Consider the following 12,948-nt stretch of genomic DNA (forward strand, 5'->3'; position numbering starts at 1 on the left):
AGCCCGCTCCTCCTCTCTTCGCTAGCATGGGCAACTATGAAACACACAGAGGATGGCATTGACCCCGCTTCGTCGGACCCCCTGGACAGTTCCAAACGTCAATATGACGTCATCATCATCGGCTCGGGACCGGGTGGATACTCCGCGGCCCTGCGCTCGGCCGAACTCGGCGCCCGGGTCGCGCTGATCGAGCGTGATCCCGTACCCGGTGGGACCTGTCTGAACCGGGGATGCATACCCACCAAGGCCCTACTGACGGCCACACAGGTACTGGAGCAGGCTTCCCTTGGTGAAGCCATGGGTATCCGGATGCAGGCAAAGGGCATCGACTACCAACGCCTGGCCGCCTACCAGGATGAGATGGTCGAAGCCATGACCAGTGGGCTTACCCAGCTGCTGACCCAGCGAAAGGTGGACCTTATTCAAGGAGAGGGCTCCATCGTCGGCGATGGACTGGTTTCGGTCAGGACCCCTGACGGCACTGTCCGCCGGTTGACCACCTGCGACACGGTTCTGGCCATGGGTTCCCGCTCGCGCCCTTTGCCCGGCATACCGTTCAGCGATCGTGTCATCGATTCCGACCGGGCACTTCGACTCAAGCCTTTCTGCAATAGGGCCCTGGTCATCGGATCCGGGGACGTGGCCATGGAATTCGCCACCATATGGCATCAGGCCGGGACCGAGGTGACGCTGATGATCAGACGTGACCGGGTCCTCTCCCATTGGGGGCGCCGTACCGGACTGGTCATGACGCGTGAACTGAAACGACAGGGCATCAACGTCATAACCGATTCCACCTGCCAGGCCATCACCGAATCATCTCCCGACAAACCCCTGACAGTCACCTATGGCCCCAGCCAAGGTGGGGGTGAGACGTCTTCCCTGGAGACCGACCTGGTTCTGGCAGCCATCGGCAGGGATCCCCAGACCGACCAGGATTGGATGGAAGGACTTGGAATCGACACCGATGATGCCGGGCAGATTCTGACCGATTCCCAGGGCCGGACCAGCCGGGAACGTGTCTGGGCTTTGGGTGACATCACCCCAGGTAACCATCTGGCCCACCGGGCCTTCCAGCAGGGCATCACACTGGCCGAGGCCGCGGCAGGTCTGGATCCTGAACCCGTCAAGGAATCCACCATTCCCCGGGTGGTCTACTCCTCCCCCCAGGCAGCCGCCGTGGGGTACACCAAGCAGGAGGCACAGGACGACCCCACCCTGAACCAGGTGGAGGAGACCATATACCCCATGCAGGCCAATTCCCGAATGAGGATGAGCGGGTATCAGGGCACTTTGAGCCTGGTTACGGCCTGCCTCTCCTCCGACCTGGACACCCGAATCGTGGTGGGACTGGAGATGGTCTCCCCACAGGCATCGGAGAACATCGCCGAAGTTCAGCAGCTGGTGGGCAACAGGGTTCCACTGGACAGGGCGGCGGGCCTGATTCACCCCCATCCGACCTTTAGCGAGGCGATTGGTGAGGCTCTGCTCAAAGCCGATGGGCGCCCCCTGAACTTGCGGTAGACTGGTCAACCAGTGAACGTTTCCGAGTGAGGATCATATGGCACAAGAGGACAAGGCCAAGAAGCCGAAAAAGAAGAATGGCACGTTTTCCCAAATCTGGAAAATCTACCAATTCACCCATGCAGAGGACAAGGCCCTGCCTTGGTTCCTTCTGGTGGCCGTCCTGGTGCCCATCGTGGTGGCCGTTGCGGTCTGCTTCATCTTCCATGTCGGCTGGCTGAGTTGGATACTGTTCGTCCTCCTGGGCATCATGGTGGGTCTCCTCCTGGGGACCATGACCCTGACCAGGCGCTCCGACAAGGTGGGGTACGCCAAGATGGAGGGTCGCCCCGGCGCTGCGGCCGCAGTGCTGAGCAACATCTCCAAGGCCGGGTTCAGGTTCCCCCAGGATCCCGTCTGGATTGACGCCAAGACCAAGGATGCCATCTGGCGCGGCACCGGTCGCACCGGTGTCTATCTGGTTGGCGAAGGCGACTATGCCAGGGTCACCAAGGCCATGAAACGCGAAGAGGACAAGATTCGCCGCATCACCAAGGGTTCGGACATCCCGATCTACAAGATCAGCGTCGGCCAGGGTCCCAACCAGGTGCCCCTGAACAGGCTCCAGAAAGAGGTCATCAAGAAGAAGGTCAAGATGACTGCGGACGAGCTGGCCATCCTCAACGAGCGTCTGATCACCCTCCAAAAGAGGCAGAACGCCTTGGGCATGCCGAAGGGCATCGACCCCACCAAGGTCCACGTCAGCCGCAAGGCCATGCGCGGCCGCTGATCTGCCCATGTTTCCACCCCGACACCGAACCTCCAGGCTTAGTGTCGGGGTTTTCCGTATCAGGACTCTTCACGCCCGTGTTACCGCCTCGGCAGTACGAAACAACCCCGTAACTTAAGTTGCGGGTTGGCGAAAACTCGGGTCTTTTAGACTGTATGACCATAACGGTTCTCATGAAAGGAGCGGTTCAGTGACAGAACTGAAATCAAAGGCCGATTGCGAAGCTTTGATCAACCAGGAGGGCGTGGAGTATGTCTCCGTCAGGTTCACCGACCTGATCGGGGTTCAGCAGCACTTCACCGTCCCGGCAAGCGAGTTCCTCAATGACGCATTCACGGACGGCATGGCCTTCGACGGCTCTTCCGTACAGGGATTCCAGGCCATCAACGAGTCGGATATGAAGCTGATCCCCGATCCGGAGACCGCCTACCTGGATCCGTTCCGCAAGCACAAGACCCTGGATGTCGCCTTCTCCATCGTCGACCCGCTGACCGATGAGCCTTATTCACGCGACCCCAGACAGATTGCAGCCAAGGCAGAGGCCTACCTGAAGTCGACCGGAATCGCCGACACCGCTTCCTTCGCCCCCGAGGCCGAGTTCTTCATCTTCGACAAGGTCCGCTTCGAGAACAGCATGCAGCGCTCCTTCTACGAGGTTGACACCATTGAAGCCCCTTGGAATACCGGGGTGGATGTCGAGGAGGACGGCTCCCCCAACATCGGTTTCAAGAACCGTATCAAGAAGGGCTATTTCCCCGTTCCCCCCATCGACCACTACCAGGATCTGCGTGATGACATGGTTGCCAACCTGCAGAAGGTGGGCCTGATTCTGGAGCGTTCCCACCACGAGGTCGGCGGTGCCGGACAGCAGGAGATCAATTACCGCTTCAACACCCTCCTGCATGCGGGCGACGACCTGATGAAGTACAAGTACGTGGTCCATGAGACCGCTGCCCTGGCCGGCAAGGCTGCCACCTTCATGCCCAAGCCCATTGCAGGCGACAACGGCACCGGCATGCACTGCCACCAGTCCCTCTGGAAGGACGGCAAGCCGCTCTTCTACGATGAGAAGGGCTACGGCGGCCTTTCCGACATCGCCCGTTGGTATGTGGGCGGTCTGATCAAGCACGCCTCGGCGGTTCTGGCCTTCACCAACCCCTCGATGAATTCCTACAAGCGTCTTGTGCCTGGATACGAGGCACCGGTCAATCTGGTCTACTCGGCCAGGAACCGTTCCGCCGCCATCCGTATTCCGCTGGCCGGCACCTCGCCCGCCGCCAAGCGCATCGAGTTCCGGGCCCCGGACCCCTCCTGCAATCCCTTCCTGGCATTCTCGGCCCAGCTCATGGCCGGACTGGACGGAATCCTCAACCACACCGAGCCTCCGGCTCCCGTGGACAAGGATCTTTACGAGTTGCCTCCGGAGGAGCACGACCAGATCAAGCAGGTCCCCGGTTCCCTGGAAGAGGCCCTGAACGCCTTGGAGGAGGACCATGACTTCCTGAGCGAGGGAGACGTCTTCACCGACGATCTGATCGAGACCTGGCTGGACCTCAAGCGCGGTGAGCTGGCCCAGGCCCGCCTGGCCCCCACCCCCCTGGAGTACGAGCTCTACTTCCATATCTGACCCCTATGCGCCGGACAAATCGATAAAGACTCGGTTCTTCCGGTATGGGTTCACCCCCCCCCCGGCCCGACGCCTTGGCGCCAGGTCGGGGGGCTTGTTTTTCCGTATAGGCAATGCGATCCGACACTCCTGGTCCCTCCCCGATGGTGATATGGAGTTGAGAAGAAAGCCATGACCGATGGAGGTGGCGGTGCGCTGGGTACGCGAGTTCATGAGCCTTCCGGACTACCTCCGGACCATGCTGATAGTCGACCTGATGTGTTCCTTCGGCATCGGCCTGGTCATGCCCATCGAGCTTCTTTTCGCCACCCACTCGCTGGGAGCCACCATGAGCGAGGCTGCCCTGCTGGTCACCATCAGCTCCATCGGCTCCCTGATTTCCAACCCGATCATCGGCTGGGTCTCCGACCGGCGATCCTCCTGGCTGGCCATGCACACGGCGATGATCTTCTCCGTGATAGGGCCACTGATCTTCACCCTGGCCCATGACTTCACAACGGGGGCCATAGGAGCCTTCGTCTCCGGTCTGGGGATGGGGATGCAGACCTCCTGGTCCAGCATCCTGACGCAGATATCGACCCGTGAGCAGCATCGAATCGTCTACGGAATCAACCAGGCTGAAGTGAACCTGGGTATCGGCCTGGGAGCTGCGGTCGGCGGACTCCTGGCGGCAGGCGGCCAGGACTACCTCTACCGGTGGGGATTCGGCGGCCGCGCACTGGGGTTCGCCCTGCTCAGCCTGACCCTTCTTATCATCGAACGGCACTACGACCTACGCGCGCTGACAGCCCGACTCAAGCTCGAATTCCAGGAAGAGAACGAGAAGGACTCACCTGCCTCCGCGAGCGCAGAAGACGGCAGCACAGCTGAGAGTGCCCAAAGCGGCACCTATGGCGGCTCCACCAGGTCCCTGACCTACGTACTGGTGACCATGGGACTCCTGGTCTGCGGGAGCTTCTTCATGGACCTTTTCGGATACTCCCAGTTCGACGCCGGCCTGGTCACCACGCTCATATCCGATCAGCACATCCCCCGGTGGTCGCTCTCCGTGGTCGATGTGGTCAACACCTTCTCGGTGGTCATCCTGAACATCATCCTCCTCCCCAGGCTGAAGGACCGCAACCATGTCCGAATCCTGCGCACGGTCCCGGTCTTCTGGGCCGCCGCCTGGATCATCATCGTCCTGGGCCTGAGACTGACCACCACCTTCGGAGCCCTGACCGTGGCCTCCCTGGGAATCATCGTCTTCGGACTGGGCGAGGTCATGATGGGGATATCCCAGCCCGTGGTTGCCGCAGAACTGGCTGGACCCGCCTACAGTGGCAGGATGTTCGGTCTGCTCAATACGGCGGCTTCCCTGGGCTATATCTTCGGCCCCATGTTTGCGTCATACATACTGGCCGGCCATGAGACCATACCACTCCTTGCCATGTGCGCCATCGGCCTGATCGTGGTCAGTCTTCCCTGGCTCCTCTTCATTCCCTCGGGTGAACGTCGCGCTTAGTCAATAATCCCGATATTCACTCGTCTCCGATACCCCTTGCCTGGCGGTCGAAGACCTCATGCAGACCTTCCTGGTCTGGACTGCAAACCGATTGCAACCGGGCGTCATGCCGCCCGATCCATCAGGAGGTGGCGGACATCAGGGTCTTGGCCAGGTCCACAAAGCGGTGCGACAGGTCGGAATCATCCAGTGAACCATCCGGCTTGAGCACGGCAGGCCGGCCGGATTCTCCCACGGTCCGGACCTCTGGCTGCAGGGGCAGTTGGGCAAGGAGGGGGACCTGGTACTCCAGGGCCTCGGTCAGTTGGTCGGAAACCCGTTGCCCACCGCCACTGCCGAATATCTCCAGGTGTTCATCCTGATGGTCGTACCAGGACATGTTCTCCACGACCCCACGGACCCTGGTGGGCACCTGAAGCGCCACCAGACCGGACCTGACCGCCACATCAGAGGCACTGGGCTGGGGGGTGGTGACGACCACCAGCTCGCTGTTGGGCAGGGCCTGGGCCACCGAAAGCGCCATATCCCCGGTCCCGGGGGCAAGGTCCAGCAGGAGCACATCCGGGTCGCCCCACCAGACATCCGAGAGGAACTGTTCCAAGGAACGTTGCAGCCGTGGACCCCGCCAGAGGATGGCCCGGTCGGACCCTGCGAACATGCCGATGGATATCAGCTTGACCCCCCAAGCCGTGACAGGCATGAGCATCCCGTTCAGATTCGTGGGCTGGGTGTCCACACCGAAGAGGTTGGGCAGGGAGAACCCATAGATATCGGCATCAATGGCGGCGGTGTCGTACCCCAGAGCTGCCAGGGTGGCTGCCAGGTTGACCGTGACCGAGGACTTGCCTACACCGCCCTTCCCCGAGGCAATGGCGAAAATCCGTGTCTTGATACCCGGCTTGGTGAAGGGGTTGCTTCGCCTGGCAGCCTTGAGGTCCGCAACGAGGTTATTCAGTTTCTCCTTGCTCATGGATGCCACATCAATCCGGGAGTGCAGCCTGGCCCGGGGGTAGGAGGAAACGGCCCCGTTGATCTGGTTGGTGATGGTTTGGGAGAGGGGGCACCCCTTGATGGTCAGCTCCACCCTGACCGTCACATCGTAGTCGGCCTCGGTGGTATCACGGCGGGGTACCACCACGATGTCGGTTATCATGCCCAGGTCAGTGATGGATCGGCCCAGTTCGGGGTCGATGACCTTGCTTAGACGTTCGAAGACCTCGCCCTTGATGCGACGAGGGAAATCCTCCCAATCCGTCTGGTCGTTCACTCCGTTACCACCGTTTTCCGTTCCAAACTGCTCTTGACCCATGCCGCCCACCATAGCCCGAGACCAGGGCGCATCTCCAGAGCGGGACTGGTCGGATATTGCGAAGAGCCTGATCAGCCCTCTGCCTGGTCACCCTGTCCATCGGGACTGCCTGTATCCAGGAGACGGTGGAAGGCCGCCTCGTCGAGGATGGGCACACCAAGGCTCTCGGCCTTCTCCGCCTTGGAACCGGGGCTGTCCCCGACCACAACATAAGTGGTCTTCTTGCTGACCGACCCCGAGGCCTTGCCTCCGCGCTCGACTATGGCCTCCTTGGCCGAATCCCGGGAGAAGTCCTCCAGACTTCCGGTCACCACAACCGTCATGCCCTTCAGGGTCTGGGGCTTGGTGCTGCGCTCCACATGGGACCCCACACCATCCGCTTTCCAGGCATCCAGAATCTTCCCACGCCAGTCACCCGGTTGGCGGGCGCCGGTGAACCAATCGACTATGGAGGAGGCGATCTCGGGGCCGACCCCGTCCAGCTCCGACAATTCATCGATCCCGGCATGCTCAATGGCGTCCAGGGAGGGGAAGCGGGTGGCTATGGCCCGTGCCGAGGTGGGGCCGAGGTGTCGTATGGACAAGGCAACCAGGACCCTCCACAGGTCGGCATGTCGGGCCTTGTCGATTTCCTGAAGCATCTGCAAAGTGGTTCGGGAAGGTTCTGCACCGGCCTTGCCCAGGGCCGCATCCTCCGCCTGGACCTCGTAGCTGTTCATGGCCCTGTCACCTTGGGCAGCCTGGTCGCTCTTGGGGAGGTTGTAGAAGGCCGGCACCCGGTACCAGAGACCACTGCCTCCGACACGACGCTTGCTGGTGCTAGGCCCATCCTTCCCCTCCACCTCAACCTGCTCCATCAGCGGAACCTCACGCCAGACATGCACGTGGCGCAGGTCATCGACTTTCAAGTCGAACAGACCAGCCTCACTGGTCAGGACCGGGCTTTGCCGGGGAGGGAGCTCCAGATCGGGTGCGGGCTGATAAGGCGCCGCCTGCCCACCCTGGTCCACCAGGACCTCACGCAATCCGGGAGCATAGACATCAACGGAGTCGGGGCGGTTTTCATCGGGGTTGGTCAGGGCGATGGCGCTCTGCTCCCCCAGGTGCTCGATATCCAGCGCCTTCCGAGAGGCCATATGGATGACCCGCTCAGTCAGCTGGGCAGGGCATGACTCCACGTTGGGGCAACGGATATCCACGTCCCCCTCCTTGGCCGGGGCCAGGCGGGCACCACAGCTGGGGCAGGTCTCGGGCATGACGAAGGATTTCAGGTCCTTTTCCCGTCCCTTCCTGGCCTCCATGACGGGACCGACCAGCTCGGGAATCACGTCACCGGCCTTACGGACCACGACCGTGTCGCCAATCAGAATCCCTTTACGCTTGACCTCGGAGGCGTTATGGAGGGTGGTTCGGGAGACCGTGGAACCGGCCACGGAGACGGGGGTCAGGATGGCCACCGGGGTGATTCGCCCGGTCCTGCCCACCTGGACGGTGATATCCAGAAGTCTCGTATTGACTTCCTCGGGCGGATACTTGTAGGCGACGGCCCAGCGGGGTGCACGGGAGGTGGCACCCAGCCTGCGCTGAAGGTCCCTGTCCTGAAGCTTGACCACGATGCCGTCCAGGGCATGCTCGATGTCGTTGCGGTGCTGTCCGTAGTAGTCGATCATGTCGAGAATCTGATCGAAGGAGGCAACGACCCTGTTGTGGGGTGAAACCGGAATCCCCCACTGCTTGTAGAGCCCATAGGCCTGGGACTGGTCGATGACCTCATCGTGTGACCCCTTGGGGTGGGCCGCTCCCCACCGCAGGGAGCCCATACCATGTGCGTAGAAGCTCAGTCGGCGGGTTGCCGTAATGCGGGGGTCCTTCTGACGCAAGGACCCGGCGGCAGCGTTGCGCGGATTGGCAAAGGGAGGTTTGCCCTCCTTTGCCTGCTGCTCATTCAGGGCCTGGAAATCGTCGAACCGCATGAAGACCTCGCCACGGACCTCCACAAACTCGGGGATGTCCTCGGCCGGCCCCGACAGGTTCTGCGGGATGGTCTGAATGGTTCGGACGTTCAGGGTGATGTCCTCGCCGGTCACCCCGTCTCCCCGGGTCAGTCCCTGCTCCAGGACCCCATTGTGGTAGAGGAGGTTCAGGGCCAGCCCGTCGATCTTGACCTCGCTGGTCATGGCGAGGGCCTTGTTTTCGGGCCAATCCAGGTCCTTGCGGATTCCGTCGTACCACTGGCGGAGTTCGTTGATGCTGAATACGTCGTCCAGGCTGAGCATCCGGGAGGGATGACGAACGGAGGTGAAATCGTTGGAGAAGGTTCCGCCCACCCGGTGGGTGGGAGACTGGGGGGTGTCCAGACTGGGGAAGCTTGACTCCAATTCCTGGAGACAGCGCATCCTGGCATCATAGGCCGCGTCGGAAGAGACCGGGGCGTCATCGATGTAATAGGCCACCTGGTCCGACTCGACCCAGGCCGCCAGCTTGGACCAGAGACGCTGGGCCGCCTCGGCCCTCAGGGAACCGGCATCCAGCTCACCCAGCCGCATGGCATCGGCATCATCGGGTTGCAGTGATGCTATCCAGCGGTCACTCCCGATTGCCGGCCTCTCTTCCGAGGCACCCTCGTGCCCGGTTCCACCGCCCGTATATTCGTCTTCTTCGTTACGCATTGAGTGACCTCATGAATTGTGCCTGTACCACGTCAACACCCTCATTATCGTCGTCGTTCATCCTCGCGGCCGCCATTGAGAGGGTTCGGGCCGGAACGAACATGCCCCCATCAACGCAGATGCGTGCCGCATCCCGCACTATGCCCGCAACCTCGGTATGGGGCCATATCGGCAGCCCATGCTCGGACAGAACCGCCCGTGCGGAGCTGAAGTCATCCGGCAGGACCATGCACTGGGATTGGGCACGACTCCTCAGTTCGGACAGTTCCTCCTTCAGGGCGGGAATCCTGTCAGGACTGATGTGCTCACTCATGATATAGGCGGCGGCAGCCACGTCGAATTCGTCACGCATCCAGGCGGCGTAGGCCAGACGATAATAGGCGAAAGAGGCATCGTCCCTGTCCAGAGCCACCCTCAGGGCATTCAGGGTGGCCGCCCGGGCCGAGTCCCAGTCCTCCTGGTTGGCCAGCATGACAGCCAACTTCAGGTGGGAGAGCGGATAGGCGGGGGCATACGCCACCATGGCATTCAGATGCTGCAGGGCCGCCTGGTCCTCCTTGAGCTGGGAGAGAACGTCCGCGATCTCCAGATGGGCGTAGAAGAGGTTGTCGGGAATCAGCAGGGTCTGCTCCCCCGGCGTGGCGAAGAGCCGGTTATAGACCACCCGCTCCGCGTAGGAATTGAAGTAACGCGGCACGCGACCATCGGTCGAAAAGAAGGCGTCCATGCGGTCGATGGCATCCTGCTCCACCTGAATGGCCTGGGGGGCGGCACCCGAGAAGAGGAGGTCCCTGGCCCGAATCCGCTCCTTGTCGAGCTGGGAGGAAAGGGCGAAGTCGAAATCCGGAACCTTGGTCTCGTCTATCATTGCGGAAGCCACCTGGGGGGCCAGCTGGTCCAATTCCGGGTCCGCGATCTCCTTGATGATTCGCGTGGCTTCCTGGGCCTTTTCGGCTGAGGACATGTTCTGGTTCCCGCTGAGCGCATGGAAGAGACCCAGTGCATGCTGGAGGAGATCGGCCCGCTGGATGGACAGGCCAGATGCATGGTCGGCACCGAGGACCTCGGCGGCCTGGGGCGTGAAGACCGTATCGGAGAACTCGGGTTCCTCCTGGGAGGCCCGGGGTGAAAATCGATCGTCCCGCATGTCGAAATCCGCATCAACCGGGGCCAGGCCACCTGCGGGGGTGACCTCCATCGCAGCGTCGAAGAAGCTGAAGACGGCCTTGGGATCGGTGACCCCCGCCTGCCTGACACGGGAAAGGAAGAGTTCCCTGCTGAACGTGACGGTGACCAGGTTGCGTACCGTAGGATTGCTCTGCAGAGCACTCAACGGGTTCTGTTCGTTGCCCTCGCTGCGAGGACGGCCGGACGTGTCGCCGGAGGCATCCGCACCTGCACCGTCATCCGAATCCTGGGCGGGGTTCTGACTGGAAGGCATGGCGAAGGCCACCTCATCCAGGTCCACCCCCTTGATCAGATCCCTGAATTCCTGGTTGACCTCACTCTCGTCCTCCGTATTGATCGGACGTTCGCTCGGCGAGTCCTCGGCAATCGACCCGCCGTCGCGCTCAGACCGATCATCTCCGGTTTCCCCCTCGTTCCCGGACGGCTCCGCTTCGGATCTGTTCGAGGTTTCAGGGGTCTCCTCCTGGGGAGACACCGCATCGGTGACGATTGGGTGAGTTGGATCACCGTGAATGTCACCGTCCTTGGGATCGGCCTTGGACCCAGTCGTCCCCATATCGCCCGACCGCATCCTCTCAAAGGCCTCCAAGGCCTGACCCATCATGGTGCGTATGGCGGAATTCTGCTCATCAACAGCCTCCTCCAGACCGACCGAATCAATCTGAAGACTGACCTGTCGCACCGAGGGATCCACTCCGAAGGCCAAGGCGGCCATAATCAGTCCCACCCGGAGGTTGTAATCAGCGCTCATGGCCGCTCTCTGGTCATCGTCCAGGTCAACCCAAGCATGGCGGTCATCATCGTATCGGCTGGATGGCATCATGGCCCGCCCCGCCGACGTGAAGGCAATGGCAACCTCCCCCTCTTCGAGGTTCGAACGGAACTCGACATCGAAGCGGAAGGGCAGACGCAGGCTGCGCATCAACAGGGCGAAAGTCTGGCGGTAAACCCACTCCGACGAGGTAACCTCACCCTGGTCGGCCCGAACCGGCACCGCTCGTGGGGCCTCCTGGCGGACCTTCTCGGCTGTGGCTGCCGCCTTTGACAGGATGGCATTCAGAGCCGTCCGCCCATCATTATGGATGGGGTCGAAGTCCCGGTCCAGGTCGCCCGACCTGAGCAGGGCGGCAATGGCCGGATCGTCCAAGAGGGCCTGATCCAACCGGGCGGCCTGAACCCTGGTCACCGTGTCCTCGGTGGGGTAGATACCCAGGTCCGCATTGCGTTCCAGCCAGGCACTGACAGAAGCGAACCGGTTCAGGTTCCCCTCAATCTGCAAGGCCCGAAGGGCAGCCGAAAATTCCAGCCCGGTATCCCAGGTCAGGAAGTAGGCTCCGGAATATGAAGAGGCGTAGAGGTGGAGCGGCTCGGCCCCATGTACGGCCTCCAGACCGGGAACCTCTCCCAGGGCGCCCGACTCCTGCATCAGGTCGGAGAAGAGGTCTTCCAGGCCCGAGACGCGCTGACCACTGGACCTGGCCCGGACCGTGTCCTGAACGCTGCGACGGATGGCTCCCATGGGAGCCTCTCGATTGAGTCTGTGGAAGATGTTGCCGGAGCCGAACCCAGTGAAAACCCCCTGGATATGGGGCAGCATGTAGGCCGCAAAAAAGGAGATGGCCACAGCGTCCCGGTACTCCAGGTTGAATCGGAGGTCGGGCGGTAGCTGGGGTCGGAGCTGTTCCAGGGTGTACCGGCCGTCATACCGAAGCCAGGAAGCCAACCAGCAGAGGTTGCCGGTCTGGTCCCTTCCCACGATGCCGCCTTGAATGGCGCGGACGGTGGGAACCCGACCGTCACCTTCCTGGCGACCGAATCGGCGTCCGTAGGGCAGGGAGATCTCCTGTTCCTTTCCCAGCATGAAAGCCGCCTGCTGGTTCTGTACATCCATCTGCCTCTGCTGGCCGACGAAGACCCGGCCATGGTCATCGGCCAAGGCGATCTGGGCGAAGTGGGAACGATCGGTGAAGACCCCGAGCGAGAAGAACCTCCCCCGCGTCCCGGGCCACTGGACCCAGCCCAGGGTCAATCCCTCGGGCACCCCTTGGATTTCGGGGAAAAGATGACGCTTGACCATGGGGCCCAGCTGGTGGCTGGTTGAAGTCAGCAGATCGTGCATGAACTGGTCATCAGGGCGCTTTCCTGTCTGGGCATAAACCTGTGCCGCTTTTTTGACAAGGTCATTCAGCGGCTGCTCGTGATCGGCCGTATCCCCGTCCAGGAAGTCCTCGGCCTTCCCCGCCAGGGTCGACCACAGGGAACGCGCCTTCCTAGAAAAATCCCCCAGGCCGTCAGACTTGTTCACGCTCTTGGACATGTTCACAATTGTCCCAATTCATCCAGACATGTCGCTTATAG

Annotated in this window: 7 protein-coding genes; 4 read left to right on the forward strand and 3 right to left on the reverse strand. The window is 61.8% G+C overall.

Annotated features, from left to right (window positions below; translation table 11 throughout):
• The first annotated feature begins 36 nt into the window (after nt 1–36).
• From H3V08_RS03825 to H3V08_RS03840, 4 genes are all read left to right on the forward strand, one after another.
• Nucleotides 37–1,524, forward strand: a complete 1,488-nt coding sequence (locus H3V08_RS03825) for a dihydrolipoyl dehydrogenase family protein (RefSeq protein WP_198181653.1) — start codon at nt 37–39, stop codon at nt 1,522–1,524.
• A 37-nt stretch (nt 1,525–1,561) separates the two neighbouring features.
• Complete coding sequence (locus H3V08_RS03830) at nt 1,562–2,293, forward strand: DUF4191 domain-containing protein (protein WP_198181654.1); 732 nt, start codon at nt 1,562–1,564, stop codon at nt 2,291–2,293.
• A 190-nt stretch (nt 2,294–2,483) separates the two neighbouring features.
• Nucleotides 2,484–3,920: a type I glutamate--ammonia ligase gene (glnA, locus tag H3V08_RS03835; protein ID WP_033490355.1), complete on the forward strand. Its 1,437-nt coding sequence runs from the start codon at nt 2,484–2,486 to the stop codon at nt 3,918–3,920.
• Between the two features lie 190 nt (nt 3,921–4,110).
• Nucleotides 4,111–5,424 carry an MFS transporter gene (locus H3V08_RS03840; protein ID WP_198181655.1) on the forward strand — a complete coding sequence of 438 codons (1,314 nt, stop codon included), beginning with the start codon at nt 4,111–4,113 and terminating at the stop codon, nt 5,422–5,424.
• Nucleotides 5,425–5,545: 121 nt separating this feature from the next.
• Here the strand turns inward: H3V08_RS03840 and H3V08_RS03845 are convergent, their stop codons facing one another.
• From H3V08_RS03845 to H3V08_RS03855, 3 genes are all read right to left on the reverse strand, one after another.
• Nucleotides 5,546–6,733, reverse strand: coding sequence for an Mrp/NBP35 family ATP-binding protein (locus H3V08_RS03845; RefSeq protein ID WP_198181656.1), 1,188 nt, complete (start codon nt 6,731–6,733; stop codon nt 5,546–5,548).
• A gap of 71 nt (nt 6,734–6,804) precedes the next feature.
• A complete protein-coding gene (gene ligA, locus H3V08_RS03850) occupies nt 6,805–9,402 on the reverse strand; it encodes an NAD-dependent DNA ligase LigA (protein ID WP_198181657.1) in 2,598 nt (865 codons plus the stop codon).
• A complete protein-coding gene (locus H3V08_RS03855) occupies nt 9,395–12,907 on the reverse strand; it encodes a tetratricopeptide repeat protein (RefSeq protein WP_198181658.1) in 3,513 nt (1,170 codons plus the stop codon). The genes ligA and H3V08_RS03855 overlap by 8 nt, the downstream gene beginning before the upstream one ends.
• Nucleotides 12,908–12,948: the final 41 nt, after the last annotated feature.

Source organism: Bifidobacterium sp. M0307 (genome assembly GCF_016100445.1).
In the GTDB taxonomy this organism is placed as follows: Bacteria; Actinomycetota; Actinomycetes; order Actinomycetales; family Bifidobacteriaceae; genus Bombiscardovia; species Bombiscardovia coryneformis.